This window comes from Pseudomonas sp. URMO17WK12:I12 (assembly GCF_000514395.1).
GTDB classification, from domain to species: Bacteria; Pseudomonadota; Gammaproteobacteria; order Pseudomonadales; family Pseudomonadaceae; genus Aquipseudomonas; species Aquipseudomonas mucoides.
Genome location: NZ_AZVV01000006.1, coordinates 217,326 through 243,954 on the forward strand (window position 1 = coordinate 217,326; position 26,629 = coordinate 243,954).

Genomic DNA, 26,629 nt, shown 5'->3' on the forward strand with positions numbered 1-26,629 from the left:
AAACCTCAATTGTTTTTGTTGTCTGGCGCTTTTTTCATCATGGTCCAAGCGCGATTTCCACCAAGGCAGGATCCCCATCCTGGACTTGGTTTACTGCCGGGTGCTGCTGTAGGACTTTTCGTGCTGTATTCAGATTCGAAAAAATATAGACAAGAAACACTGCTGTCAAAGGTCGAAAGTGAACTGTCGGTCACAATCCAACTATTAGTCAGGTGAATGATCGTATTGTTCACGCAGTGGTTCCTGCGCGGACGAACGGTAAAAGTCGGCGCCAGCCCTTTAAAACAGGGCCGCAATAGAGCCTTTTGCGAGGCAATGTCCTAGAATCCAGCGCAGGATTTTTCTACTGCCGCCCAGTCTGGAGCTGTCATGACCCCCGCATTGGATTTGTTGAAAAAAGTTCGAGCCGAACATCGCGTGCACAGTTACGAACATGATCCAAAGGCCGCGTCCTATGGGTTGGAGGCCGCAGAGAAGCTTGGGCTCGACCCGGCGCAGGTGTTCAAGACCTTGCTGGCGGCCAGTGAAAAAGGTGAATTGCTGGTGGCGGTGGTACCGGTCGTCGGGAGTCTGGACTTGAAGCATCTGGCGCATGCGGCGGGCGTGAAAAAAGTCGAAATGGCTGATCCGGCGGCTGCACAGCGAGCGACGGGTTATCTGCTGGGCGGAATCAGTCCGTTGGGGCAGAAGAAGCGTTTGCGTACTTTCATCGATAACTCGGCTCAGCCTTTCGCCAGTATTTTTGTCAGTGCGGGGCGACGTGGTCTGGAAGTGGAATTGGCGCCAGCGGTGCTGGCCGAACATACCCAAGCCAAGTTCGCCGATATCAGTCGCGTCTGATTGAGGCTTATCCAGACGGGTCTGTATGGTGGAAATTCGGTTTCTCTGTCACTGGTGTGAGACAGCCTGGCGCGGCATGCTGGGGGATCTGACAAAGGGAGAAGGTCATGCAGCTTGAATTTCACCAGGTCGACGCGTTCAGTGATCGGCCGTTCAGTGGCAACCCGGCGATGGTCTATCGACTCGATGCCTGGCTCGCCGATGAGTTGATGCAGAAAATCGCCGCCGAACACAATCTCGCCGAAACCGCCTTTGTGGTGCGTGAAGGGCAGGGCTGGCACATCCGCTGGTTTACCCCGACCACCGAGGTGCCGTTGTGCGGCCATGCGACGCTGGCCAGCGCCTATGTGTTGTTTGAGATCTATAAAGAACCTGCCGAACGCCTGGACTTCATTTGCAAGTCCGGCCCGTTGAGCGTGAGCCGCGAAGGTGGGCGTTTATGGTTGGACTTCCCGGCGATCACGCCTTCGGAGGTCGGCGTCACTCTGGACGTCGAGCGCGCCTTGGGGGTCGAAGTGGTCGATGTGCTGGGGTCAAACGAGTTGTTTGTGGTGTTGGAGTCAGAACAGGCTGTGCTCGATTGCCAGCCAGACATGCTCGCATTGGCGAAGCTGCCGTGGCCCGGGGCTATCGTGACCGCCAAAGGCAGCAAGCATGATTTTGTCTCTCGCTATTTCGCGCCAGCGATTGGTATCAACGAAGACCCGGTGACCGGCTCGACCCATTGCAGCCTGATTCCGTATTGGTCGAAACGGCTGGGTAAATCGGCCCTGACCGCGTATCAGTGTTCGAAACGGGGTGGGGAGTTGTTCTGCCGGCTGGAAGGTGATCGGGTGAAGATTGGCGGCAATGCGACGCTCGTTGCGAGCGGCACACTGATATTGGCTTAACGCAAAACACCTGTAGGAGTAAGCCTGCTCGCGATGGCGGTATATCAGTCGACATCTTCGTTGACTGACATACCGCCATCGCGAGCAGGCTTACTCCTACAGGTGGTCCGTATGTATCAGTTGGCGTTGCTGTAGCGGCGCACACCCGATTCGACGGCCGGAATCTGCGCGGCAACGCTGCCGGACGCCTGGAACAACACCAGGTGATCAGCCGCCACACGAATGCCGACGTCAGCACCGACCTGATGATCAGCATGGCTCGGGAAAATCGATTCCAGCTGCGCCCCGGTTGGCATCTGCAACCGATACAACGTCGACGCGCCCTGGAAGGACTTGCCGACAATTCGCGCCTTCAACGGGCTGTCCGGGGCATAGACGATATCGTCCGGGCGTAGCAACACGTCCACCGCGCCGCCCATCGGCCAGGTGTAAGCCCGATTGCCGCGCAATTCACCCAGCTCGGTCAGTACCGATTCCGGGCTGCTCAACTGGCCACGAATGAAGTAACCCTGGCCAATGAAGCTGGCCACAAACGGTGTCTGCGGTTCGTGATACAGGTTGTAAGGCGTGTCCCACTGTTCCAGCCGACCTTCCTTGAACACACCGACATGATCGCTGACCGCGAACGCCTCTTCCTGGTCGTGGGTCACCAGAATCGCGCTGGTGCCACGGGCCTTGAGAATGTCGCGCACTTCATGGCTGAGCTTGCGTCGCAGTTCGCCATCAAGGTTGGAGAACGGTTCGTCGAGCAACAGCAGTTGGGGCTCCGGCGCCAGTGCACGGGCCAGTGCAACACGTTGCTGCTGACCGCCGGACAGTTCATGCGGGAAGCGCTTGCCGAGGTTCTTCAGGTTGACCAGTTCCAGCAGCTCTTCGGTCACGCGCTCCTTTTGCGGATGCTTGCGGATCCCGAAGGCGATGTTCTCGGCCACGCTCAAATGCGGGAACAGTGCGTAGTCCTGAAACACCATGCCGATCCGGCGTTTCTCCGGGGCGAGGGTAAAACCGGCGCGGGAAATGGTCTCGCCGGCCAAGGTGATTTCACCTTCGTGCACCGGTTCGAAACCGGCGATCGCCCGCAACGTGGTGGTTTTGCCGCAGCCCGAAGAGCCGAGCAGGCAACCGATGTCACCGGCATTCAAATGCAGGTTGAGGTTCTGCACGACCCGCTGGTCTTGATAGCCGCAGGCGAGGTTACGCAGGTTAAGCAGTAATGGCTGGCTCATGCGTGGTGATACGAAGGCGGGACGAGAAATTCGAGCAGGGCCTTTTGCGCGTGAAGACGGTTTTCGGCTTGATCCCAGGCGACCGAGCGTTTGTCGTCGAGCAGGTCGACGCTGATCTCTTCGCCGCGGTGGGCCGGCAGGCAATGCATGAAGAGCACGTCGTCCGCAGCCAGGTCGAGCAGCGCGCGATTGACCTGGTAGGGCGCAAACAGCTTCAGGCGCTTGGCGGTTTCTTCTTCCTGGCCCATGGAGGTCCAGACGTCGGTACTCACCAGGTGAGCGCCGCGCACGGCTTCCTTTGGATCGCGGACGATGGTCACGCGATCGCCGGCCTTGGCCACGAAATCAGGGTTGGGCTCGTAACCTTCAGGGCAGGCAATGCGCAGCGGGAAGTCGAACTGGATCGCCGCTTCTATATAGCTGTTGCACATGTTGTTGCCGTCGCCGATCCAGGCCACGGTCTTGCCCTGGATCGAACCGCGATGTTCGAGGAAGGTTTGCATGTCGGCCAGCAACTGGCACGGGTGCAGGTCATCGGACAGGCCGTTGATCACCGGCACGCGGGAGTTGGCCGCGAATTCAGTCAGGGTGCTGTGGGCAAAGGTCCGGATCATCACCGCGTCGAGCATGCTCGACATGACAATCGCGCAGTCGCCGATCGGCTCGCCACGGCCCAGTTGCGTGTCGCGCGGCGACAGGAAGATCGCCTGGCCGCCGAGCTGGATCATGCCGGCTTCGAATGAGATCCGGGTTCGGGTCGAGGACTTCTCGAAAATCATCCCCAGGACGCGGTTTTTCAGAGGCTCGAACAGTACGCCGCGGTTACGCAGGTCCTTGAGCTCAACGCCTCGACGGATCACGCTGACCAGCTCTTCGGGCGTGCAATCCATCAGGGAGAGAAAGTGCCTTGCGCTCATCATTGACTACCTTTTTGCTACAAACCGCAGATGCTCAAAGCCTTGTTTAACGGAACAACGGGCGAGACCTGCGGCGTAAGCCGCACGGGGCGACGAAATAGGGGAAGGCGCGATCTTATAATTAAATGTCGCGTCTTACCAATAGGGGGCTCATTTTTACCGCTTCGAAAGGTTGCAGCGCTGCAACCGTTCGATGCAAGCGAAGGTTGTTTGATCCTCGTCGCTCAGCATTTGTACACGGTGCCGAAGCGGGTATGCAACCACCCCTTTGTTCAGGCTCGCGCATTGAGCGCGTGCTTTTGCCCGGGGGCTATGCGCCGAAGATGGCTTGTTTTCTCAAGGGTTACGTTGTCTGTTGTTAGGGTTTTGCGTGCGGGAATCAGGCGGCACTCAGGTAATCTGCGCCTCATTGCGTAAAGTCGACTGAATCTAGTCAGACACTCCCAAGGAGGGACCCCGCCGTATGTCGATCAATAAAACCGGATACGCAGGCCTGACACGGCTTCGCCGGGTCTCTCCGGCGTTTGATACGGCAGTGCTGTCCACGGTCATGGGCTTCGCGATCATCGCCAGCACGATTTACCCCGGCGTTCCGAGCGCCGTGGTGGGGCCATCGTCGGTGCTTTTATTGGCGTGAAGAATTTCAAGTACGACACGAGTGCAGATTTATTCGAGGAATGCCTCGCCAGTCAGTGAGGTGTGTCTTCATCTCCGAGCTTTCTCGGTGTCTGGCCTGAAACACTTGCTAATGCAAAGTGCTGGGTTATAACTACCTGACGAGTGACGCAGGAAGCCTTCGAAATGGAATCGAAAGAACAGCTGTTAATGGATTTACTCGGCCTCACGGCCCGCTCCCTGACCCACCTCACCGCCTCAATGACCTCGATGTGCTTCGAGCTGATGCGCAGCGAAGACGAAGTGACCAACGCCGCCGGTCGACGAATGATTGATCGCATGGCAACCATCAGCACCGGGCTCGACGAGCATTGGCGACTGATCGGCGAGCTCACCGGCGTGCATGTTCCCCAGGAACAAGTCGAAACCCTTCAGGAACTCCAGTTACAGGCGGCACCCGGTTTGCCGCCGAACTGAGTGCAAACGGCCATCGGCTGGCCTGATGGGCGCCGATTCACAAGACGAACGTCGCTGGCGCAGGAGCGTGTCTGGCGCCATAGTTTTGATCCCGCGGCCGCTATTGCCCGCTCAGAACAAGACAGAGACTGGCCATGACCAAGACTCTCCATCACCGTGCCTGCCACTTGTGTGAAGCCATTTGCGGCCTGACCCTCGAAACCACTGAAGCCGACGGCGCGGTGCAGATCACCTCGATCAAGGGCGATCCGCTGGATACGTTCAGCCGTGGGCACATCTGCCCCAAGGCGGTGGCCCTGCAAGATATTCAGAACGATCCGGATCGTCTGCGTCAGCCGATGCTGCGAGTGGGCAGCGAATGGCAACCTATCGCGTGGGAAGACGCCTTCAGCCTGGTAGCCGAACGCCTCGCAGCGATTCAGGAGCGTCACGGGCAGAACGCGGTGGCGGTGTACCAAGGCAACCCCAGCGTGCACAACTACGGGTTGATGACCCACAGCAATTATTTCCTGGGGCTGCTGAAAACCCGTAACCGTTTTTCCGCGACGTCCGTCGATCAGTTGCCGCATCACCTGACCAGTCATTTGATGTACGGCCATGGATTGTTGTTGCCGATTCCGGACATCGATCACACCGATTTCATGCTGATCCTGGGCGGTAACCCGCTGGCGTCCAACGGCAGCATCATGACCGTGCCGGATGTGGAAAAGCGCTTGAAGGCGATTCAGGCCCGGGGCGGCAAAGTGGTGGTGGTCGATCCGCGTCGCAGCGAAACCGCCGCGATGGCCGATCAGCACCTGTTCGTGCGTCCCGGTGGCGATGCGGCGTTGTTGTTCGGGCTGCTCAATACCTTGTTCGCTGAAAACCTGACGCGTGAGAGTCATTTGCCGGTCGACGGTCTGGATGACGTGCGCCAGGCCATCGCCACGTTCACCGCCGAAGCCATGAGCCCGTTGTGCGCCGTACCGGCCGAACAGATCCGCCAACTGGCGCGGGATTTTGCGGCGGCGCCGACCGCGGTGTGTTACGGCCGCATGGGCGTCTCGACCCAAGCATTCGGTACGCTGTGCCATTGGCTGGTGCAATTGATCAATCTGGTCACCGGCAACCTTGATAGCGTCGGCGGTGCGTTGTGCACCGAGCCGGCGGTGGACCTGGTGGCGTCGACTTCGGGCGGGCATTTCAATCGGTGGCAAAGCCGTGTGTCCGCACGTCCGGAATACGCCGGCGAGTTGCCGGTATCGGCGCTGGCTGAAGAAATGCTCACCGAAGGGGAAGGGCAGGTTCGCGCCCTGATCACCGTCGCTGGCAATCCGGTGCTGTCGACACCCAATGGCCGGCAACTGGAGCAAGCGCTGGATGGTCTGGAATTCATGGTCAGCGTCGACCTGTACATCAATGAAACCACGCGCTATGCCGACCTGATTCTGCCCTCGACCTCGGCGCTGGAAAACGATCACTACGACACGACGTTCAACATGTTCGCGGTACGCAACGTGACGCGTTTCAACCGGGCGATTCTGGCCAAGCCGGAAGGTGCGTTGCATGACTGGGAGATCTTTGTCGGCCTGGCCAAGGCGTTTGCGGCGAAGACTGGCAAAGAACTGAAACCGACGATTGCGCCCGCGCAAATGATCGACCTTGGCTTGCGGATGGGGCTGTATGGCGATGCGTCGGAACACAAACTGTCGCTGGCCACCTTGTTCGACCATCCGCATGGGGTCGACCTGGGCGCGTTGAAATCCAACCTCGCGCCACGTTTGAAAACCGCCAATCAGCGAGTGCAGGCAGCGCCGCCGGCGATCCTTGCCGACCTCGCACGTTTCGCCGCACTACAAGCACCGGCCGCTGATCAGTTGCTGATGATTGGCCGCCGTCATGTGCGCAGCAACAACTCGTGGATGCACAACTATCACCGCCTGGTGAAGGGCAAACCACGTCATCAATTGCTGATGCATCCCGACGACCTGTCCAGTCGCGGACTCAGCGACGGGCAGCGCGTGCGGGTGAGTTCGAGGGTGGGCATGATTGAAGTGGAAGTGGTCGCCAGCCTGGACATGATGAAAGGCGTGGTCAGCCTGCCGCACGGCTGGGGGCATGCCCGGCCGGGTGTGCAGATGACGATTGCCAGTGGCCAGCCGGGATCCAGCGCCAATGACCTGACCGATGAATGTCTGCTCGACGAGTTGTCGGGGAATGCGGCGTTGAACGGCGTGCCGGTCACCGTGGCGGCGGCGTGATCGTGTCTGTCGGGGAGACCGAGCATGGCGCTCGGGTTTCCGTTACAATGCGCCACCGTGCCGACCTCTGAGTCGGAAAGTTCAGCCGAGGTGCTCCATGGATATCATCGAAACGATTAAAGAGCAGATTGCTAACAACACCATTCTGCTTTACATGAAAGGTTCGCCGAATGCCCCGCAGTGTGGCTTCTCCGCGAAAGCCGCGCAGGCCGTGATGGCATGTGGCGAAAAGTTTGCGTACGTGGACATCCTGCAGAACCCGGAAATCCGCGCCAACCTGCCAAAATACGCCAACTGGCCAACCTTCCCGCAACTGTGGGTCGGTGGTGAGCTGGTCGGCGGTAGCGACATCATGACTGAAATGGCTGCTGACGGTTCGTTGCAGACCACGATCAAAGCCGCTGTTGAAGCGGCCGCTGCCAACAAGACCGAAGCTTGATTCGGTATTTGTAGGCAATAAAAAAGCCCCGCCTCTTTAAAAGAGTGCGGGGCTTTTTAATGTCTCGAGTTTAGCGGGCGCTCACTTACTCGTCTTCGCCCATCTGCGATTGCAGGTAGTTCTCAAGACCGACTTTATCGATCAGGCCCAGTTGGGTTTCCAGCCAGTCGATATGTTCTTCTTCGGATTCGAGAATGTCTTCGAGCAGTTCACGGCTACCGAAGTCACCGACCGTTTCGCAATGAGCGATGGCGACTTTCAGATCGGCATGGCCGGTGCGCTCGATACGCAGGTCGCACTCAAGCATTTCCTTGGTGTGCTCGCCGATGTGCAACTTGCCCAGGTCCTGGACGTTCGGCAGGCCTTCAAGGAACAGGATGCGCTTGATCAGCTTGTCCGCGTGCTTCATCTCATCGATGGATTCGTGGTACTCGTGCTTGCCCAGCTTGTTCAGGCCCCAATCTTCATACATGCGCGCATGCAAGAAGTATTGATTGATCGCGACCAGCTCATTGGCAAGGATCTTGTTGAGATGCTGGATGACTGTAACGTCGCCTTTCATGATGGGGTCCTGCCCTGAGTAGCTGTCAATAAGGCTGAGTTTGAGCTGCGTATGTAAGGGTGTCAAACCTAAGTTATTGAAACTTATATGAAAATTAATCTGAATAAGAATGTTTGTGTTCCGCGTCTGGAGCGTAAGCGATTGATTTTCAGACATAAAAAAACCGGACATCAAGTCCGGTTCTTTGAAACAGGGGCTTTACGCGGCAGTAAATTCTACCGGGAAAGGAATGGCTGCCTGGGCCGATTGCAATTTGGTCAGGGTTTCGCGAACCACTTCCTTTGCAAGGCAGGCGCATTTGCCGCATTGGCTGGCTACGCCGGTGGCCTGACGGACTTCCTTATAGCTGCAGCAACCTTCATAGATTGCATCGCGGATTTGACCGTCGGTGACGCCAGTGCAGAGGCAGACATACATAAGAAAAAACCGTCGCTGGTTGTGACTCAATTGCGATGGATCTTAATGTTAACGAGAATGATTGTCAAAGTGGTTTCTGAAAGCTTTGCGATATAAGCGGGCGTGACCGACGAACGGTTTTCAATCAGGCAATCTGCCAGTAACGGTCATTACGGCAATTTTGCTCCTCCTGAAAAAAACCGTTGAGGACAGCCTAAAAACGCCGTGTATGATGGTCGGTCCTTCGAAGGGGATCGTGTCACAGGGCTGTCGCCTGAGGGTGGCAGGCTGATGCGAATCCAGTTCTTCACGTTAATAGACCAGGAGATATCCAATGAGCGTACTCGTAGGCAAACAAGCCCCGGACTTCACCGTTCCAGCCGTCCTCGGCAATGGCGAAATCGTAGACAGCTTCACCCTGTCGTCGGCCATCAAAGGCAAATACGGCCTGGTGTTCTTCTACCCACTGGACTTCACCTTCGTTTGCCCGTCCGAGCTGATCGCTCTGGACAACCGCATGGCTGACTTCAAGTCCCGCAACGTTGAAGTGGTTGCCGTGTCGATCGACTCGCACTTCACCCACAACGCCTGGCGCAACACCCCGGTGAACAATGGCGGTATCGGCCAGGTTCGCTACACCATGGCTGCCGACATCAAGCAGGAAATCATGAAGGCCTACGACGTTCAGTCCGCTGACGGCGTGGCTTTCCGTGGCGCGTTCCTGATCGACGACAAAGGCGTTGTCCGTTCGCAGATCATCAACGACCTGCCGCTGGGCCGTAACATGGAAGAGCTGATCCGTCTGGTCGACGCTCTGCAATTCCACGAAGAGCACGGCGAAGTTTGCCCTGCCAACTGGAAAAAAGGCGACAAGGGCATGAACGCTTCGCCAGAAGGCGTTGCTGCTTACCTGACCGAGCACGCTGCGGCGCTGTAAGCCCAAGCGTCAGGCATAAAAAAAACCGGCCTCAGTGGCCGGTTTTTTTCTGCGCGGGATTCATCAGCGACAGATCAGTCGTTGAAATCTTCCCAGCCGCCCATTTGTTTCCAGCGATTGACGATGCCGCAGAACAGCTCTGCCGTCTTCTCGGTGTCATAACGAGCCGAGTGGGCCTCGCGACCGTCGAAGTCGATATCCGCTGCCTGGCAGGCCTTGGCCAGCACGGTCTGACCGTAGGCCAGGCCGGCAAGGGTCGCGGTGTCGAAGCTGGAGAACGGATGAAACGGGTTACGTTTCATGTCCAGGCGTGCGACGGCTGCGTTGAGGAAGCCCAAATCGAAACTGCTGTTGTGGCCGACCAGAATCGCCCGTTTGCAGCCGTTGGCTTTCAGGGCCTTGCGGATGCCGCGGAAAATATCGGTCAGCGCCGCTTCTTCACTCACGGCCATGCGCAGCGGGTGATCGAGTTTGATTCCGGTGAATTCCAGCGCCGCTGCTTCGATGTTTGCGCCTTCAAAAGGCTCTACACGGAAGAAGTAGGTGTGATCGGGGTACACAAACCCTTTTTCGTCCATGGCGATGGTGGTTGCAGCAATTTCCAGCAGGGCGTCGGTGGCCGAGTTGAAACCACCGGTTTCTACGTCGACGACGACCGGCAGGTAGCCACGGAATCTGGCTGCCATTGGATGACGAGGACCGCCTCCACCGCCTTGACCGTCCTGTTCGTCGTCGAAATGGTCTTCACTCACGCGTGTTCCTCCAGCAGGCGCCAGCGCAGTTTTTCACCGGCGCGCAGCGGGATAACGGTCAACTCGCCAAATGGCAGGCTGGTTGGGGCGGTCCACTCATCGCGGACCAGGGTAATGCGGTCGGTGTTCGCTGGCAGGCCATAGAAACGCGGGCCGTTGAGGCTGGCGAAGGCTTCGAGCTTGTCCAGCGCGTTGCGCTGTTCGAACGCTTCGGCGTACATCTCGATGGCCGCATACGCGGTGTAGCAACCGGCGCAGCCACACGCGGCTTCTTTGGCGTGCTGGGCATGGGGGGCCGAGTCGGTGCCCAGGAAGAACTTTTCGCTGCCGCTGGTGGCGGCGTCGAGCAGGGCTTCCTGGTGTGTATTGCGCTTGAGAATCGGCAGGCAATAGAAGTGCGGCCGAATCCCGCCCACCAGCATGTGGTTGCGGTTGTACAGCAGGTGATGCGCGGTGATGGTTGCGCCGACGTTGGCCGAAGCCTCGTTGACGAACTGCACGGCATCGGCGGTGGTGATGTGTTCGAACACCACTTTAAGCGTCGGGAAACGCTCGACCACACGGCGCATGTGCTCATCGATAAAGATTTTTTCGCGGTCGAACACGTCGACATCGCCACGGGTGACTTCACCGTGAATCAGCAACGGCATCCCGACTTCGGCCATGGCCTCGAGCGCAGGGAAGATCTTGTCGATGCTGGTGACGCCAGAATCCGAGTTGGTGGTCGCGCCGGCCGGGTACAGCTTGGCGGCGTACACGAAACCGCTGGCCTTGGCCTCGCGAATTTCTTCGGGCTGGGTGCGGTCGGTCAGGTAAAGCACCATCAACGGTTCGAAGCGACTGCCGGCCGGGCGTGCAGCAAGGATTCGCTGGCGATAGCCGTCGGCTTCAGCGGCGTTACGCACCGGAGGTACCAGGTTGGGCATGATGATGGCGCGACCAAAGGTGCGCGCAACATCCGCAACGGTATTGGTCAACACGGCACCATCGCGAAGATGAATGTGCCAGTCGTCGGGACGCAGCAGGGTCAGGCGGTCGGACATGAGGGGATTCCAGGCGGGTCAAACTCAGGGGAATGCTACCGGAAAAGACTCTTGCAGGCACTCGCTATCAAGTTTTACAGGAACCTACCGATATGAATCAGGTATGCCGGAAACATGCGTGTGTCGGTCTTTTTGTTGTAGAAGCCAGTGGAGCCTCCCGTGCGCCAGCGTTATTTAGCCTTGCTCAGCGTGTTTGCCAGCCTTCCTGCGATGGCGCTCACTTTCCAGACGCGTCTGGAGAGCATCGAGTGGACGGTCGAAGGTGACAAGTTCGAATGCCGCCTGACTCAGCCGATCACCGATTTCGGGTCGGGTGAATTCGTACGCCGTGCCGGTGAGCAGGCGATATTTCGTCTGAACACCTACAACGCGATGATTGGGGGCGGTTCGGCAACCTTGCTGGCGGCCGCCGCGCCGTGGCAACCAGGGCGTGGCGACATCAATCTGGGTTTGGTACGCCTGGGCAGCGGTAATGTGCTGTTCAACAGCTCGCAAGCTCAGGCCGGGCGCTTGATCAGTGGCTTGATCGATGGCCGCAGTCCAGTGATCCGGCATGCCTCAGGTGATGGCAGGGTCTCGGAGGTACGGCTGTTGCCGGTCAAGTTCAGCAAGGCGTTCAATGATTACCAAAGCTGCGTGGCGAAACTGCTGCCGAAGAATTTCGAACAGGTCAAACAGTCCGAAATCACCTTCACGGGTGCTGAAGGCATCGATCTCGATGCGCATGCCAAGGCGCAGTTGCAAGTGATGCTGGAGTTCATGAAGGCTGATCCATCGGTCAATCACATCGAGCTCGACGGGCACTCCGACAACAGCGGCAATCGTCTGGCCAACCGTGAACTGTCACGCCGGCGTGCATTGGCGGTGATGGATTACTTCAAGGCCAACGGCATTCAGGAATCGCAGATCACCATGCGCTTCCACGGCGAGCGTTACCCTTTAGCGCCCAACACCAACGCCGCCAACCGCGCGAAGAACCGCCGGGTTGCCGTGCGTCTGGAACGCGTCGCGCCGACGGAGAAAGTCGCGCCTCAAGGGGCGACACCGGGAAGCGCTGCGACGACCTCCTGAGCCTGCTGAAATCGTCGCCCGATCGACAGAATCTGTCGCTTCGTCGTCATAAGCTGTCGCGACACTGTAAATTATTTCGTATGACCGGTAGACTTCACGGCTTTCCGTAGAACCCCGTGGAGTGATGGCATGGCGGACGTAAACAAGGTCGTTCTGGCGTATTCCGGCGGCCTGGACACTTCGGTGATCCTCAAGTGGCTGCAGGATACTTATAACTGTGAAGTGGTGACCTTCACCGCTGACCTGGGTCAGGGCGAAGAGGTCGAACCTGCGCGCGCCAAGGCACAGGCCATGGGCGTCAAAGAGATCTACATCGACGACTTGCGCGAAGAATTCGTGCGTGATTTCGTTTTCCCGATGTTCCGCGCCAACACCGTTTACGAAGGCGAGTACCTGCTGGGTACTTCCATCGCTCGTCCGTTGATCGCCAAACGCCTGATCGAAATCGCCAACGAAACCGGTGCTGACGCCATTTCCCACGGTGCCACCGGCAAGGGCAATGACCAGGTTCGTTTCGAACTGGGCGCGTACGCCTTGAAGCCAGGTGTGAAAGTGATCGCTCCGTGGCGCGAATGGGACCTGCTGTCCCGTGAAAAGCTGATGGATTACGCTGAAAAGCACAACATCCCGATCGAGCGTCACGGCAAGAAAAAATCCCCGTACTCGATGGATGCCAACCTGCTGCACATCTCCTATGAAGGCGGCGTGCTGGAAGACACCTGGACCGAGCACGAAGAAGACATGTGGAAATGGACCGTCTCCCCGGAGAACGCTCCAGACAAACCGCAATACCTGGAACTGACCTACCGTAACGGCGACATCGTTGCACTGGACGGCGTCGAAATGACCCCGGCCACCGTGCTGGCGACCCTGAACCGTATCGGTGGTGAACACGGTATCGGCCGTCTCGACATCGTCGAGAACCGTTACGTGGGCATGAAGTCCCGTGGTTGCTACGAAACGCCTGGTGGCACCATCATGCTGCGCGCTCACCGTGCGATCGAATCGATCACCCTGGACCGCGAAGTGGCTCACCTCAAAGACGAGCTGATGCCGAAATACGCCAGCCTGATCTACACCGGTTACTGGTGGAGCCCTGAGCGTCTGATGTTGCAACAGATGATCGATGCGTCCCAGGCCCACGTGAACGGCGTTGTTCGCCTGAAGCTGTACAAGGGCAACGTGATCGTGACCGGTCGCAAGTCTGACGAATCGTTGTTCGACGCCAATATCGCGACCTTCGAAGAAGACGGTGGTGCTTACAACCAGGCCGACGCAGCGGGCTTCATCAAGCTCAACGCCCTGCGTATGCGCATTGCCGCGAACAAAGGCCGCAAGCTGTTCTGAGACCTTTGCCGTTGGTAATAGAAGTGTGGCCTTGTCGGTGACAAGGCCACACCTCGTAATGGGGATGTTCTACCTGGCATTCTTCGAGCATTCAGCTTGTTCTTGATGCCTGTTACACCTTTCTGCTGCTTTTCTCTCCTTTTGCTCTTCAAGAGCTACCTGCCGGTCTCTGCCGGATAAAACGTTTGCCCAATGATTGTCAGCGCTTGAGAGCTCGAATTATAAGCAACGCAGAAGATAGAACCGCTGCGCTTCCTTGTCAGTTTCGAATGCTTGAGCACGCTTTCTTTCAGCGATGTCTCCGAGTCGCCGCACGTGAGAAATACGATCACTTGCGCGAGGTTTTTCTGTGGGGGCTGAATGCTCTCCAGCAGTGAGCTGAACGCTAACGGCTGACCCGTTACGCGCGCATCGACGATGTGCAGATCCTTCAGCCGTTCAGGCAGGCAGACGTAATGCCGGGCCGCAAGATTAGGCATGGAGGCAGTGTTGTCCTTGCGATCAGCGCTTTTCATGACAGCTAAAAAGTGCTCTCCCTTTTCAAAATCAGAAGGCGCGTAAAGCGACCGATAATTGAAGTTAAGGGTCACGAAGAACAGGAAAAGCAAATAAAACGGAAAGCTGATCAGAAACCAGATGTACAGCGCTCGTTCTTCATCGCCGAGAAAGGGCAATGAAAGAGCCGCGGATGCTTCAGACAGTGTCGCGAATATTGCAATGATAGTCATGGGGGTCGTCATTTTTCTTTTGGGTTTCATAATGGTCTTTGCTCATTGTGGTATTAACTTTTGCTCGATGGTTTAAAGGTTTGTTTGTTGGGTTGTTGGAATCTGTTGTGCGAAAGCTGCTGGCAATATAGTTGGGGGATTCTCCGATTTCGAGTTGTATGTTTTAAAGTTTTGGTGAGGTGGCGTAAGTGTTTGAGTGTTTTTTTTGTGTGGCATGTTTTGCTTGAAAACATTGTGGGTTGTCTGATTTTTAAGTGTGTCCTGAAATAAGTAATTTGTTGTGCCGGAAGATGATATTTTTTGTGTAAGGTTTTCTATTGAGGGGAGCGTCTTGCCAGTTTTCGAGTGTAGCTGAGTACTGGTTTTTTTGTCGGAGGCGCGCGCGTGATGGATTAATGTTTTTTATTGCCGTAATTCGGTACGGAAAAATGGCCGGAAGGCTGGGTGCGCGAAATTTGATACCGTGCAGGATGCAATTTGTTTTAAGAAATTTGTAGGACCAATCTTTTAAATTTGTAAGAAATGTCTCTGGTTGTGGGTGGCTGAGGGCGGCGGCATGCCATGGATGAAGCGACTAGGCTATTGTGCGGGCTCTAAAAATTCGAACAGCGAAATTGGACTTGCCCATGAATAAAGTGCTGATCGTGGATGATCACCCCGTCATTCGTCTTGCGGTGCGTATGCTAATGGAGCGCCATGGCTACGAAGTCATTGCAGAAACAGATAACGGCGTGGACGCATTACAACTGGCCCGTGAACTAATGCCGGACATTGTCATTCTGGATATTGGAATACCCAAGCTGGATGGGCTGGAGGTCATTGCGCGACTGACATCGACGGCGATGCCACTTAAAGTGCTGATATTGACTTCACAGGCACCGGGGCATTTTTCCATGCGTTGCATGCAGTCGGGGGCTGCTGGCTATGTATGTAAACAACAGGACCTGACTGAGTTGCTCAGTGCAATAAAAGCCGTGCTGTCAGGCTACAGTTACTTTCCGAATCAAGCGTTGCATACCGTGCGGTCAAGTCTTGGCAATGCCAGTGAAGCCGATATGGTGGATCGTTTGTCCGGACGCGAAATGATGGTTTTACAACAGTTGGCCAGAGGAAAGACCAATAAGGAGATTGCCGATGGAATGTTTCTCAGCAATAAAACCGTCAGTACCTACAAAACCCGCCTGTTGTTGAAGCTTAATGCTCGCTCCCTGGTCGACCTGATCGAACTGGCTCAACGCAATGGCCTGGTATAAGTGCCACCCACGTCTGATGACGCCGTGCTCATCAGCGATTGGCGCTTAGTAAAAAGCCTCCGTTTCGGGAGGCTTTTAGGGGTTACAGGTCAAAATCGTAGTCGGCCAATTGCTTTTGCAGTCGGCGCTCCTCCAGCAGGTTGTCGATGGTGCGACGTTTGCTCAGGTTGGTCTTTGCCACTTCTACCACCGGTTCAGCGTCATCGGCCTCAACGGGTGTGAAGTCGTCTTCTACGTCCAATTGCTCTTTGCCAGTGCTCATAGGTCAACTCCAGGCTAAGACTGCCTTTGGCGCCCCTTATATCGATAATCGCCCGGCGGGTAAAAAAGATTTTTTCAATCGATGCATCAATAATTTTAATAGCGCCTCAATCGTCCGAGGTCTTTTGCTTGTATTCGCATAAGTCCTCGATCCGGCAGCTGCCGCAGCGGGGCTTGCGGGCCAGGCAAACGTAACGCCCGTGAAGGATCAGCCAGTGATGCGAGTCGAGCAGGTATTGCTTGGGTACAAATTTCATCAGTTTCTGCTCAACCTCGACGACATTCTTGCCGGGAGCAATTCCGGTGCGGTTGCTGACCCGGAAGATATGGGTGTCCACGGCCATGGTCAGTTGGCGAAAGGCGGTATTGAGCACCACGTTCGCCGTCTTGCGGCCGACGCCCGGGAGCGCTTCCAGTTCCTCGCGGGTTTGCGGGACTTCACCGCCGTGGCGTTCCACCAGCAAGCGACAGGTTTCGATCACGTTTTTCGCTTTGCTGTTAAACAGGCCGATCGTCTTGATGTATTCCGACAGCCCTTCGACGCCGAGCGCGTAGATCGCCGCCGGGGTGTTGGCCACGGGATAGAGTTTGGCGGTGGCCTTGTTGACGCCGACATCGGTCGACTGAGCAGAAAGAATGACGGCAATCAGCAATTCGAAGGGCGACGAATAGGCCAGTTCAGTCTTGGGTTCCGGGTTGTCTTCGTGAAACCGGCGGAAAATTTCCAAACGTTTTGCGGCATTCATGGGCGATGCGTTTCCCTAAAAATCAGTCAATCAATGTGAGGGCGTCGAGCGAGCCCAGGCCTGACGTGCGGCGATCAACACTCCCAGCAGGATGAACCCGCCGGGGACTAGCGTGGCGAGGTGCAGACCACCGTTGCCAAGGAGCTCTCGCAGCAGGCCCAGGCCCAGCATCAATGCGCCAAACACGGCGCATAGGCGCAAGCGATCAAGGCGCGGGCTCTGGAAGAAACCGTTGTATTCCAGCACAACGCACTGCAGGGCGATCAGTCCTGCGTAAAGGGCCACAGGCTGGTGCGATTGAAGTGACAACACTTGTGCGGCCATTTGCGCGCAGCTGGTGAGCGTGGCGGCCAGCAGGATACTGGCAAGCAAGCGGGCGGACGGCACCAGTCGCGATCGCAAGGCCCACATGCCAATGCCGTAAGCACTGATGACCACGATGAACATCAGCCACAGTCCCAGCGCCGCCGTCCAGGAGGTCGTGGCGCCGATCAGGGGCGCCAGCAACAGCGAGTTTTGCAGGGTCGATGACTTAGTCATGGGCGCCACTCCCGATCAATTGATCGCGGTGTTCATCGAAGTAGCGCAAGGCGTCATGAATGGCGCTGATCACCGCCCTTGAAGTGATGGTCGCCCCTGCCACCTGATCGAATTGTCCCTGATCCTTTTTCAAGGCCCAGCCCGTGTCGCCGGGGTCGTTGCGGGACTTACCGGTAAACACCTGAAGCCATGCGTTCGGCCAGTCGGCGATCTTGCCCCCCAGCCCCGGCGTTTCCGATTGCTTGAGGGTTTTGACCCCCAACAACTTACCGTTGGCATCGATGGCAATCATCAACTCGATTTTGCCTTCATAGCCCAGAGTCTGGCTGCGCAGCAATACCGCGCTCGGCTGGCCGGCCTTGGTCGCCAGGTTGCCGCCCAGCAGCGTGCTGTTGGCCAACGGGATGTTGGCGAGGTCGAGCGGCTGTTCCAGTGGTTGATTGTCGTAGTTTTCCGGCGGTAGCAGGTCCAGCAGGTTGCGACTGTCGATCAGCCGTTGTTCTGCCGCAATGCGCGGGGCGCTGCTGTGGTGCGCGAAGTAAGTCGCGCCGATTCCCAATCCGGCCAGTAACACCAGAATCACCACACTGGACGCTCGGTTCATGGGGTCACTGGCTCCTGCCTGGACGCGATAAAACGCTCCAGCGCCGGTACACAAAGGTTCATCAGCAGCACGGCAAATGCCAATCCGTCCGGATAACCGCCCCAGGTCCGTATCAGGTAAGTCAGCAAGCCGACACCGAGACCAAAGAGCAATCGGGCACCTGCGCTTTTTGCCCCGGACACCGGTTCAGTGACAATGAAAAAAGCCCCCAGCATGGTGGCTCCGGTGAGCAGATGAAACAGCGGTGAGCCATGGGAATCGGAGCCCGAACCGTTCCAGCACAGCAGGCTGATGACAAACAGGCTGGCGAGCATGCCGACCGGTGCATGCCAGCTGAACACTCGACGTTGCAGGAGAAAGAGGCCGCCGGCGAGAAAAGCCAGGTTGACCCATTCCACGCCGCGTCCGCCGAAATGACCGAATGCCGGGTTGCCGGCAAAGAGTTCGTCCATGGTCAGGCTTTTGTTGATGCGCAGGCTGTCCAGTGCGGTGGCCTGGGCCCAAGCGTCTGGTGTCGCGCTGAGGTTGAAGCCGAATATCTGTTGCAGGCCGCCGAGCAAGTCCATGCCGTGGGAGGATGGCCAGTGCGTCATCTGTTGGGGAAACGTCACCAGCACCAGAGCGAAACCGAGCATCGCCGGGTTGAACGGATTCTTGCCCACCCCGCCATACAACTGTTTGCCGAGTATCGCGAACGCCGCTGCACAGACCGTCAACCACCACGGACAGTACGGCGGCAATGCCAGCGCCAGCAACGTCGCACTGACCAGCGCGCTACCGTCGCTCAACGTGGGTTTGAGCGGACGCCGGCGAAGTCGCAACACGGCACCTTCAACCGCCAGCGCGGTGGCGGCCGCCAGTATCAGGTTGATCAAGACGCCCCAGCCATACAGCCAAAACAACGTCAGCATCCCCGGCACGGTGGCCAGCAACACCAGCTTCATGGCCTGCTGGAGGCGTTCGTCCACCGATTCAAGGGGCGACATAGGCATCCACCTGGCGCTGGGCTTCCAGCAGCCGCGCGCGGGCCTTGGCGATCAATTCGTTCGGGGTGTCCGCACCTCGTTCGAGTTTGCTGACGTCGGCACGGGCGTAGGCCAATTCGGTTTTCAGCTGTCGAAGCTGGCTGTCGATGGGGCGCTTTTCGATGCGTGTCAGGTCCGGCAGCGGTTGTTCACTCGCCGCTTCCGCGACGTGCAACGCCTGTTCCGCCTCATTGAGCGCTTGTTGCAGGGCTTCGAGCTGTTCGGCCGGTGCTTCGTTGGTCTGGGCTTTCTTGAGTTCGGCGCGACGCATGGCCAACTGAATCTTCGCCCGCTTCAACTCGGCATCCTTCGCCGGGACCACTGGCGTCGGGGGGGCTGCTGAAGTGCTTTCCAGTTGCGCCAAAGCCTGTTCGGCGGCCTCGAACTGTTGTTGCAGCACGATCAGTTGCGATTGCTGCTCGAAGGTCGGTGGATGCCCGAAGGCCTTGAGCGACTTGTTCAGCTGCGCCCGACTCATCGCCACATCGATCTTGGCCTTTTTCAACGCCGCATCAGCGTTCGCCGCTTTTTGTGCGCGCACGCGTTCAAGCGCCGCTTGCACCGGGTCAGCCGTCGTCACTTCACTGTGTGCAACAGCGCGTTGGGCGCGGGCCTGACGTTCTGCGATTTTCTGTTGTTCCTCGCGCTGCAAGCGGGCGTTGCGTTGTTCAAAGCGGCGCCTTGCATGGTTGCGTTTGGCGGCGCGAGCGCGTTGCTCTTCAAGGCTGAAGGCCAGGCCTCCGACAATCGGCAGTACCGTGGCCAGCGGCAACGGGCGCATCTCGATGCAGTCCACCGGGCAGGGCGCCACGCAGAGGTCGCAACCGGTGCATTCGTCGATGATTACCGTGTGCATCAACTTGGCCGCGCCAACAATGGCGTCGACCGGGCAGGCCTGGATGCATTTGGTGCAACCGATGCATTCGGCTTCGCGAATATAGGCAATCTGCGCCGGGGCTGAACCGCGACTGGTGTCCAGTTCCAGCACCGGTACTTTCAACAGGTCGGCCAATGCCGCAATGGTCTCACTGCCGCCGGGCGGGCACTTGTTGATCGGCTCGCCGCTGGCGATGCCTTCGGCGTAGGGCTTGCATCCGGGGTGGCCACACTTGCCGCATTGAGTCTGCGGCAGGAGGGCGTCGATGCGTTGAATCAGACTCATGTTTTGATCAGTCCGCTAAATCCGAGAAATGCCACTGCGATCAGTCCGGCGCCGATCAGCTCGATCGGCAGGCCACGAAAGGGCAGGGGGATATCGTTATCGAGTGTGCGCTGGCGCAAATCGCTGAACAGGCTCAGCACCAGCCAAAACCCCAGCCCGGCGCCGAGGCACAGGAAGGCGGCGTGAAAGAATCCCTTGTCGTCCTGAGCGTTGAGTAACGTCAACCCGAGCACGCCAGCATTGCCCAAAAGAAGCGGCCAGAGCCCGTCGAACACCAATCTGGGCAACAGCCGCGACAGCGCTTTCAACAATGGTGAGATCAGCAACACGCTTAAGGGCAGGAACACGAAAAGACGCAGCGAGGTCAGCTCCAGCGGCACCAGCATCCAACGGTCAGCGCTATAGCCCAGCGTGCCAACCAGCAGCATCAAACAGGTGGTCGCAATGCCCAGTGCATGAACTTGCCGATGCGCGTTGCCCAGTAGCGGATCGGCGCCCAGCGGCCAGTGCAACACGACATTGTTGATCAGGGCAGCGCTGATAAGCGTAAGAAGTATCTCGGTCATGATCGTGCCGGCAAGAACGGGGGCTTTTTAACGAGTGGTCTAAAAAGCTTAGGCATTATCCGGCAAGGACGGAGGGTGGGCCAGATATGAAAATCCCACAGTCGCGTCAGGCACGACTGTGGGATCGGTTTACAGCACGACCTTACTTGATGCGCTGACCCGGCTTGGCGCCGCTGTCAGGGCTGAGCAGGTAGATTTCTTCACCGCCAGGACCGGCCGCCATCACCATGCCTTCGGAGATGCCGAACTTCATTTTTCGTGGCTTGAGGTTGGCGATCATCATGGTCAGGCGACCATCGAGCTTGGACGGGTCCGGGTAAGCACTCTTGATCCCGGAGAACACGTTGCGTTGCTCGTCACCGATGTCCAGGGTCAGGCGCAGCAACTTGTCGGCGCCTTCCACGTGTTCAGCCTTGACGATCAGTGCGACGCGCAGGTCGATCGCAGCGAACGCGTCGAACTCGATCTCTGGCGACAGCGGATCCTTGGCCAGTTCGCCGTTGCCGGCCGGTGCAGCTTCGCCGGTATCGGTTGCGCTGGCGGTCAGGTCTTCTTTCGACGCGTCGCTCATGGCCTGCACTTTCACCGGGTCGATACGGGTCATCAACGGCTTGAACTCGTTCAGCTGGTGGTTGCTGAGCAGGGTGGCGTGGTCGTTCCAGGTCAGCGGTGCGACGTTCAGGAACGCCTCGGCGTCGGCGGCCAGCAACGGCAGGACCGGCTTGAGGAAAATCACCAACTGGCGGAACAGGTTGACGCCCAAGGCGCAGATGGCCTGGACTTCGTCCTGCTTGCCTTCCTGTTTGTTCAGCGACCACGGGGCCTTGTCGGCGATCCAGGCGTTGGCACGGTCGGCCAGGCCCATGATTTCACGCATGGCGCGGGCGAAGTCGCGAGCCTCGTAAGCCTCGGCGATGCTGGGCGCAGCAGCCAGGAACGCGTCGGTCAGCTCAGGTGCGGCATTACCGGCCACCAGTACACCGGCGTTGCCTTTATGGATGAAGCCGGCGCAACGGCTGGCGATGTTGACGACTTTGCCGACCAGGTCCGAGTTGACCTTCTGCACGAAGTCTTCGAGGTTCAGGTCGAGGTCGTCGACGCCACGGCTCAGCTTGGCCGCGTAGTAGTAGCGCAGGTATTCCGGCGACAAGTGATCCAGGTACGTCCGGGCCTTGATGAAGGTGCCACGGGACTTGGACATTTTCTGACCGTTGACGGTCAGGTAGCCGTGCACGTTGATGCCGGTCGGTTTGCGGAAACCCGCGCCTTCAAGCATCGCTGGCCAGAACAGGGCGTGGAAGTTAACGATGTCCTTGCCGATGAAATGGTACAGCTCGGCGGTGGAGTCCTTGCCCCAGAACGCGTCGAAGTCCAGTTCCGGCGTACGGTCGCACAGGTTCTTGAAGCTGGCCATGTAGCCGATCGGCGCATCCAGCCACACGTAGAAATATTTGCCCGGCTCGTCTGGAATCTCGAAGCCGAAATACGGCGCATCGCGGGAGATGTCCCACTGTTGCAGGCCGGCGTCCAGCCATTCGGCGATCTTGTTGGCCACGGCGTCTTGCAGGGTGCCGCTGCGGGTCCAGGTTTGCAGCATTTCCTGGAAGTCCGGCAGCTTGAAGAAGAAGTGCTGGGAATCCTTGAGCACCGGCGTGGCGCCAGAGATCGCCGACTTCGGGTCCTTCAGGTCGGTGGGCGCGTAGGTCGCACCGCATTTTTCGCAGTTGTCGCCGTACTGGTCTTCGGTGCCGCACTTCGGGCAAGTGCCCTTGATGAAGCGGTCGGCCAGGAACATTTTCTTTTCCGGGTCGAAGTATTGCGTGATGGAGCGCTGGGCAATGTGCCCGGCGTCGCGCAGCTTCAGGTAGATCTGGCTCGACAGCTCACGGTTTTCTTCGGCGTGAGTGGAGTGGAAGTTGTCGAAGTCCACCAGGAACTCGGCAAAGTCGGCGCTGTGTTCAGCCTGGACGTTGGCGATCAGTTGTTCCGGGGTGATGCCTTCCTTTTCCGCGCGCAGCATGATCGCCGAACCGTGGGCGTCGTCGGCGCAGACATAAATGCATTGGTTGCCGCGGTGCTTCTGGAAACGCACCCACATATCGGTCTGGATGTATTCCAGCATGTGGCCAAGATGGATCGAACCATTGGCATAGGGCAGGGCGCTGGTGACGAGGATCTTGCGTGGCTCGGACATGGGGCTCGGCTACTTGATGAAACGGAGGTCGGCCACTATAAAGCGCCGGCGCATATTTTTCACCCCGTCAGCCTGTTTCCGGTTGCATCGAATGCCCAAACCTGTGAACAGGCAGTAACAGCGTGAAAATGCTTGTGTGTGGCGAGGGAGCTTGCTCCCGCTGGGTGGCGAAGCCGCCCCAAACCCTGCAACCCGTTTTCGGCGGAAGGAGTGCGTCTGCCTGATTGCGACTGCTTCGCAGCCGAGCCGGAGCAAGCACCCTCGCCACAAATGTATGTCCGGCGTAGGATACCCGCCTGATTTTCCAGTCTTGCTATCGGAGTTGCCCATGAGCGCCGTCAATCGCGCAGCGGTGGAAGCCGTCCTTCGCCAATACACCGACCCTTACCTGAACCAGGACCCGGTCAGCGCCGGATGTGTACGTAATATCGACATCCAGGGTGATCGTGTCAGCGTCCAGCTGGAGTTGGGTTACGCCGCCGGCCTGTTCAAGAGCGGCTGGTCGCAGATGCTGCAAATGGCTATCGAAGGCCTCGACGGCGTAACGACGGCCCGTGTCGACATCACCAGCGTGATTGCCGCGCACAAGGCTCAGGCGCAGATCCCGGGGTTGGCCAACGTGAAAAACGTGGTGGCCGTGGCGTCCGGCAAGGGCGGCGTGGGCAAGTCCACCACCGCCGCGAACCTGGCGCTGGCGCTGGCCCGTGAAGGTGCCAAGGTCGGGATTCTCGACGCGGACATCTACGGTCCGAGCCAGGGCATCATGTTTGGCATCCCCGAAGGCACCCGACCAAAGGTCAAGGATCAGAAGTGGTTTGTGCCGATCGAGTCCCATGGCGTTGAAGTGATGTCGATGGCGTTCCTGACCGACGACAACACGCCGATGGTCTGGCGCGGGCCGATGGTCTCCGGTGCGCTGCTGCAACTGGTCACCCAGACCGCATGGGGCGACCTCGATTACCTGGTCATCGACATGCCGCCAGGCACCGGTGACATTCAGCTGACCCTGGCACAGAAAGTCCCGGTGGCCGGTGCCGTCATCGTCACGACCCCGCAAGACCTCGCGTTGCTGGACGCGCGCAAAGGCGTGGAGATGTTCCGCAAGGTCAATATCCCGGTGCTGGGCGTTGTAGAAAACATGGCCGTGCACATCTGCTCCAACTGCGGGCATGCCGAGCATCTGTTTGGTGAAGGCGGGGGTGTGAAGCTGGCCAACCAGTATGGCGTCGAACTGTTGGCCTCGTTGCCGCTGGCGATGGCCATTCGCGAACAGGCCGATGGCGGCAAGCCAACCGTGATCGCCGAGCCGGACAGCCCGATTGCGTTGGTGTATCAGGAACTCGCTCGCCACGTCGGCGCGCGGATCGTGTTGCAGGAAGCGGCGTCGCCGGCGATGCCGAACATCACCATCAGCGACGATTGATTCGCTGATGGTGATGTTGTAGCAGCTGCCGAGGCACGAGGCTGCGTTGGGCTGCGCAGCGGCCCCCGAGGGCGGTCCTGCGGACACACAACGCAGCCTCGTGCCTCGGCAGCTGCTACAGGGTTTTGGGTGTTGCCTTAGATTCGCAACCCGCCATCCATTTCGAGGATCCGGCCGGTGTAGTAGTCGTTCTCGAAAATGTACGCCGCCGAATGGGCGATCTCTTCCGGTTTACCCATGCGCTTGAGCGGAATACCGGCCGTCATTTTCTCCAGCGCTTCAGGCTTCATGCCCAGCGTCATTTCGGTTTCGATAAAGCCCGGGGCGATGCCCGCCACGCGAATGCCGTAGCGCGCCAGTTCCTTGGCCCAGGTCACGGTCGCTGCCGCCACGCCAGCCTTGGCGGCCGAGTAGTTGGTCTGGCCAACGTTGCCGGCACGGGAAATCGAGGAGATATTGATGATCGCGCCGCTGTTGTTCAGCTCGACCATTTTTGCCGCGACTTCACGGGTGCACAGGAACACGCCAGTCAGGTTGACGTCGATGACCGCCTGCCATTGGGCCAGGCTCATCTTGGTCATTTCGCCGTCCTTGACCTTCAACAGCAGGCCGTCGCGCAGGATGCCGGCGTTGTTGATCAGGCCGTGGATCGCACCGAAATCTTCGGCGACCTGGGCGACCATGTGGGTCACTTGCTCTTCATTGGCGACGTTGCACAGGTAGCTGCGCGCCTCGACGCCCTTGGCCTTGCACGCGGCGACGGTGTCGTCGAGTTTTTCCTGGTTCAGGTCCACCAGCGCCAGCTTCGCGCCTTTACCTGCGAAATACTCGGCCATCGAACGGCCTAAACCCTGGCAACCGCCAGTGATAATGATTACTTTGTCAGTGAGTTGCATTCGCATGCCCCAATAGCAGGTCAGAGTGGTTTCCTAGTAGAGGGCCTCTCGATCTGCGCCTGATGTGGCCTGGCTGCACATGAGAACTGCCCCGACGGCGTACTGGATACTTATCCCCAGGCGCCTGTCCGTTTTTTCGACGGATTCTATATAAGGAGTCATAAATTGAGCGTTGAAGCGGCCAAGAATGCCCGAGAATTGCTTCTCAAGGAATACCGGGGAGTGCTTTCGACCCACTCCAAGTCGATGCCGGGGTACCCGTTTGGCTCGGTGGTTCCTTACTGCCTGGACGAGCAGGGCCGGCCGCTGATCCTTATCAGCCGCATCGCCCAGCACACGCACAACCTGCAAAAAGACCCGAAATGTTCGCTGTTCGTGGGCGAGCGCGAGGCCGATGACGTGCAAGCCGTTGGTCGGCTGACGTACCTTGCCGAAGCAGAAAAGCTCGAGGACGAAGCGGCCATTGAAGCGGCCGCCGAGCGTTACTACCGCTATTTCCCTGAATCGCAGAGCTATCACAAGGCTCACGATTTCGATTTCTGGGTGCTCAAACCCGTGCGTCACCGCTACATCGGTGGCTTCGGCGCAATTCACTGGGTTGATCACCTGACTCTGGCCAACCCGTTTGCCGGCAAAGCCGAGGTGAGCATGGTCGAGCACATGAATGCCGATCACGCCAAAGCCATCGCGCACTACGTCGACCTGGCGGGCCTGCCGAAAACCGAACCGGCGCAACTGGCCGGCATCGACACCGAAGGCATGCATTTACGCATCGGTCAGGCGCTGTATTGGTTGCCGTTTCAAGCACCTTGTAATACGCCGACACAAGTCCGGGAAGCCTTGGTTTTCCTGGCTCACGCCGAGCATTGGCCCAAAAAAGAAGTCGCCGACGCTTGAATTCACGAAAGGGCGACGTCATCTAAGGCTAACTGGCAAGGCATTCTTGCGTTGAGGAACCATTTGATGCGCCCTTTTTTATTGCTCTTTGTACTGTTCCCGGTGTTGGAGCTATTCGTATTCGTCAAAGTCAGTGGCGCCATCGGGTTTTTCCCGGCCTTGCTGCTGATCATTCTCGGCTCGATGCTCGGCGTGTTCGTGTTGCGCATCGCCGGTCTGGCCACTGCGCTGCGTGCCCGTGAAAGCCTGAATCGCGGCGAGCTGCCGGCCCAGACCATGCTGGAAGGGTTGATGCTGGCCCTGGCAGGCGGTCTGTTGATCCTTCCGGGCTTCGTCTCTGACGTGCTGGGTCTGATCATGCTGCTGCCGATCTCCCGTCGACTGCTGGCCAACAAAATGCGCCAGCGCGCCGAAGAAGCCGCGATCCGTCAGCGTGCCTTCGCCGACGACCTGCAGCCGCGTGGCGGTCCTGCTCCACGCGAGCCGCTGGGCCGTGAGCCCAATGTGATCGAAGGCGAGTTCGAACACCGCGACCCCCAGTAAAACGTTTCACCTGCACGGCACCTTCGGGTGCCGTGTCTG

At 58.3% G+C, this 26,629-nt stretch carries 30 protein-coding genes; 13 read left to right on the forward strand and 17 right to left on the reverse strand.

The genetic code is table 11. From position 1 onward, the window contains the following. Positions 1 to 5: 5 nt before the first annotated feature. Positions 6 to 233 carry a hypothetical protein gene (locus tag D882_RS1000000132645; RefSeq protein WP_155953711.1) on the reverse strand — a complete coding sequence of 76 codons (228 nt, stop codon included), beginning with the start codon at positions 231 to 233 and terminating at the stop codon, positions 6 to 8. Positions 234 to 369: 136 nt separating this feature from the next. Between D882_RS1000000132645 and ybaK the strand changes: the two genes are divergently transcribed. Further along, the gene (ybaK, locus tag D882_RS0108485; RefSeq protein WP_027922836.1) at positions 370 to 840 is read left to right on the forward strand and encodes a Cys-tRNA(Pro) deacylase; all 471 of its coding nucleotides are present in this window, start codon (positions 370 to 372) and stop codon (positions 838 to 840) included. Positions 841 to 947: 107 nt separating this feature from the next. Beyond that, positions 948 to 1,730 carry a PhzF family phenazine biosynthesis protein gene (locus D882_RS0108490; RefSeq protein WP_027922837.1) on the forward strand — a complete coding sequence of 261 codons (783 nt, stop codon included), beginning with the start codon at positions 948 to 950 and terminating at the stop codon, positions 1,728 to 1,730. A gap of 116 nt (positions 1,731 to 1,846) precedes the next feature. Here D882_RS0108490 and D882_RS0108495 read toward each other — a convergent pair whose 3' ends face one another. Continuing rightward, positions 1,847 to 2,956, reverse strand: coding sequence for an ABC transporter ATP-binding protein (locus D882_RS0108495; RefSeq protein ID WP_027922838.1), 1,110 nt, complete (start codon positions 2,954 to 2,956; stop codon positions 1,847 to 1,849). Continuing rightward, a complete protein-coding gene (argF, locus tag D882_RS0108500) occupies positions 2,953 to 3,873 on the reverse strand; it encodes an ornithine carbamoyltransferase (protein ID WP_027922839.1) in 921 nt (306 codons plus the stop codon). The genes D882_RS0108495 and argF overlap by 4 nt, the downstream gene beginning before the upstream one ends. A 463-nt stretch (positions 3,874 to 4,336) precedes the next feature. Here argF and D882_RS01000000130905 point away from each other — a divergent pair, with 463 nt between their 5' ends. The 4 genes from D882_RS01000000130905 (at position 4,337) to grxD (ending at position 7,644) form a co-directional block, all read left to right on the forward strand. Next, complete coding sequence (locus D882_RS01000000130905) at positions 4,337 to 4,510, forward strand: hypothetical protein (protein ID WP_177327599.1); 174 nt, start codon at positions 4,337 to 4,339, stop codon at positions 4,508 to 4,510. Between the two features lie 164 nt (positions 4,511 to 4,674). Continuing rightward, positions 4,675 to 4,965 (forward strand): hypothetical protein, encoded by a 291-nt coding sequence (locus D882_RS0108510; protein ID WP_027922840.1) that lies wholly within the window; start codon positions 4,675 to 4,677, stop codon positions 4,963 to 4,965. A gap of 134 nt (positions 4,966 to 5,099) precedes the next feature. Further along, positions 5,100 to 7,205: a molybdopterin oxidoreductase family protein gene (locus D882_RS0108515; RefSeq protein WP_027922841.1), complete on the forward strand. Its 2,106-nt coding sequence runs from the start codon at positions 5,100 to 5,102 to the stop codon at positions 7,203 to 7,205. A 97-nt stretch (positions 7,206 to 7,302) separates the two neighbouring features. Continuing rightward, positions 7,303 to 7,644 carry a Grx4 family monothiol glutaredoxin gene (gene grxD, locus D882_RS0108520; RefSeq protein ID WP_007943565.1) on the forward strand — a complete coding sequence of 114 codons (342 nt, stop codon included), beginning with the start codon at positions 7,303 to 7,305 and terminating at the stop codon, positions 7,642 to 7,644. An 85-nt stretch (positions 7,645 to 7,729) separates the two neighbouring features. On the opposite strand, the gene bfr is transcribed toward grxD, so the two are convergent. Then, positions 7,730 to 8,206, reverse strand: coding sequence for a bacterioferritin (gene bfr / locus D882_RS0108525; RefSeq protein ID WP_027922842.1), 477 nt, complete (start codon positions 8,204 to 8,206; stop codon positions 7,730 to 7,732). Between the two features lie 198 nt (positions 8,207 to 8,404). Next, positions 8,405 to 8,623 carry a bacterioferritin-associated ferredoxin gene (locus tag D882_RS1000000131935; protein WP_007943567.1) on the reverse strand — a complete coding sequence of 73 codons (219 nt, stop codon included), beginning with the start codon at positions 8,621 to 8,623 and terminating at the stop codon, positions 8,405 to 8,407. Positions 8,624 to 8,936: 313 nt separating this feature from the next. Here D882_RS1000000131935 and D882_RS0108535 point away from each other — a divergent pair, with 313 nt between their 5' ends. Beyond that, positions 8,937 to 9,539, forward strand: coding sequence for a peroxiredoxin (locus tag D882_RS0108535; protein ID WP_027922844.1), 603 nt, complete (start codon positions 8,937 to 8,939; stop codon positions 9,537 to 9,539). Positions 9,540 to 9,613: 74 nt separating this feature from the next. Here the strand turns inward: D882_RS0108535 and rnt are convergent, their stop codons facing one another. After that, entirely contained in the window at positions 9,614 to 10,291 is a 678-nt protein-coding gene (gene rnt / locus D882_RS0108540) for a ribonuclease T (protein ID WP_027922845.1), read from the reverse strand. Further along, complete coding sequence (pyrC, locus tag D882_RS0108545; protein WP_027922846.1) at positions 10,288 to 11,334, reverse strand: dihydroorotase; 1,047 nt, start codon at positions 11,332 to 11,334, stop codon at positions 10,288 to 10,290. The genes rnt and pyrC overlap by 4 nt, the downstream gene beginning before the upstream one ends. Before the next feature lie 159 nt (positions 11,335 to 11,493). Here pyrC and D882_RS0108550 point away from each other — a divergent pair, with 159 nt between their 5' ends. Then, entirely contained in the window at positions 11,494 to 12,405 is a 912-nt protein-coding gene (locus D882_RS0108550) for an OmpA family protein (RefSeq protein WP_027922847.1), read from the forward strand. A 129-nt stretch (positions 12,406 to 12,534) separates the two neighbouring features. Further along, a complete protein-coding gene (locus D882_RS0108555; protein WP_027922848.1) occupies positions 12,535 to 13,752 on the forward strand; it encodes an argininosuccinate synthase in 1,218 nt (405 codons plus the stop codon). Positions 13,753 to 13,907: 155 nt separating this feature from the next. Here the strand turns inward: D882_RS0108555 and D882_RS0108560 are convergent, their stop codons facing one another. Further along, complete coding sequence (locus D882_RS0108560; RefSeq protein WP_027922849.1) at positions 13,908 to 14,513, reverse strand: hypothetical protein; 606 nt, start codon at positions 14,511 to 14,513, stop codon at positions 13,908 to 13,910. A 593-nt stretch (positions 14,514 to 15,106) separates the two neighbouring features. On the opposite strand from D882_RS0108560, the gene D882_RS0108565 reads away from it, so the two are divergent. Beyond that, positions 15,107 to 15,733: a response regulator transcription factor gene (locus D882_RS0108565; protein ID WP_007943575.1), complete on the forward strand. Its 627-nt coding sequence runs from the start codon at positions 15,107 to 15,109 to the stop codon at positions 15,731 to 15,733. An 82-nt stretch (positions 15,734 to 15,815) separates the two neighbouring features. Here D882_RS0108565 and D882_RS0108570 read toward each other — a convergent pair whose 3' ends face one another. The 8 genes from D882_RS0108570 to metG all read right to left on the reverse strand — a co-directional run bounded on the left by D882_RS0108570 (position 15,816) and on the right by metG (position 22,831). Next, positions 15,816 to 15,995, reverse strand: a complete 180-nt coding sequence (locus tag D882_RS0108570) for a PA3496 family putative envelope integrity protein (RefSeq protein WP_007898493.1) — start codon at positions 15,993 to 15,995, stop codon at positions 15,816 to 15,818. 106 nt (positions 15,996 to 16,101) lie between these two features. Continuing rightward, on the reverse strand, positions 16,102 to 16,740 hold the full coding sequence (gene nth / locus D882_RS0108575; RefSeq protein WP_027922850.1) for an endonuclease III: 639 nt from the start codon (positions 16,738 to 16,740) through the stop codon (positions 16,102 to 16,104). 30 nt (positions 16,741 to 16,770) lie between these two features. Then, entirely contained in the window at positions 16,771 to 17,280 is a 510-nt protein-coding gene (locus tag D882_RS0108580) for an Rnf-Nqr domain containing protein (RefSeq protein ID WP_027922851.1), read from the reverse strand. Next, on the reverse strand, positions 17,273 to 17,884 hold the full coding sequence (locus D882_RS0108585) for an RnfABCDGE type electron transport complex subunit G (protein WP_027922852.1): 612 nt from the start codon (positions 17,882 to 17,884) through the stop codon (positions 17,273 to 17,275). Before D882_RS0108585 ends, D882_RS0108580 begins: the two co-directional genes overlap by 8 nt. Next, complete coding sequence (locus D882_RS0108590) at positions 17,881 to 18,870, reverse strand: RnfABCDGE type electron transport complex subunit D (RefSeq protein ID WP_027922853.1); 990 nt, start codon at positions 18,868 to 18,870, stop codon at positions 17,881 to 17,883. Before D882_RS0108590 ends, D882_RS0108585 begins: the two co-directional genes overlap by 4 nt. After that, a complete protein-coding gene (rsxB, locus tag D882_RS0108595; protein WP_027922854.1) occupies positions 18,857 to 20,071 on the reverse strand; it encodes an electron transport complex subunit RsxB in 1,215 nt (404 codons plus the stop codon). Before rsxB ends, D882_RS0108590 begins: the two co-directional genes overlap by 14 nt. After that, complete coding sequence (locus D882_RS0108600; protein WP_027922855.1) at positions 20,068 to 20,637, reverse strand: electron transport complex protein RnfA; 570 nt, start codon at positions 20,635 to 20,637, stop codon at positions 20,068 to 20,070. Before D882_RS0108600 ends, rsxB begins: the two co-directional genes overlap by 4 nt. A 142-nt stretch (positions 20,638 to 20,779) precedes the next feature. Then, complete coding sequence (gene metG / locus D882_RS0108605; RefSeq protein ID WP_027922856.1) at positions 20,780 to 22,831, reverse strand: methionine--tRNA ligase; 2,052 nt, start codon at positions 22,829 to 22,831, stop codon at positions 20,780 to 20,782. Between the two features lie 328 nt (positions 22,832 to 23,159). Between metG and apbC the strand changes: the two genes are divergently transcribed. Further along, complete coding sequence (gene apbC, locus D882_RS0108610; protein WP_027922857.1) at positions 23,160 to 24,254, forward strand: iron-sulfur cluster carrier protein ApbC; 1,095 nt, start codon at positions 23,160 to 23,162, stop codon at positions 24,252 to 24,254. A gap of 137 nt (positions 24,255 to 24,391) precedes the next feature. Here the strand turns inward: apbC and D882_RS0108615 are convergent, their stop codons facing one another. Then, complete coding sequence (locus tag D882_RS0108615; RefSeq protein ID WP_027922858.1) at positions 24,392 to 25,150, reverse strand: SDR family oxidoreductase; 759 nt, start codon at positions 25,148 to 25,150, stop codon at positions 24,392 to 24,394. Between the two features lie 165 nt (positions 25,151 to 25,315). On the opposite strand from D882_RS0108615, the gene D882_RS0108620 reads away from it, so the two are divergent. Both D882_RS0108620 and D882_RS0108625 read left to right on the forward strand, forming a co-directional pair. Then, positions 25,316 to 26,047 (forward strand): HugZ family protein, encoded by a 732-nt coding sequence (locus D882_RS0108620; protein WP_027922859.1) that lies wholly within the window; start codon positions 25,316 to 25,318, stop codon positions 26,045 to 26,047. Between the two features lie 66 nt (positions 26,048 to 26,113). After that, the gene (locus D882_RS0108625; RefSeq protein WP_027922860.1) at positions 26,114 to 26,590 is read left to right on the forward strand and encodes an FxsA family protein; all 477 of its coding nucleotides are present in this window, start codon (positions 26,114 to 26,116) and stop codon (positions 26,588 to 26,590) included. Positions 26,591 to 26,629: the final 39 nt, after the last annotated feature.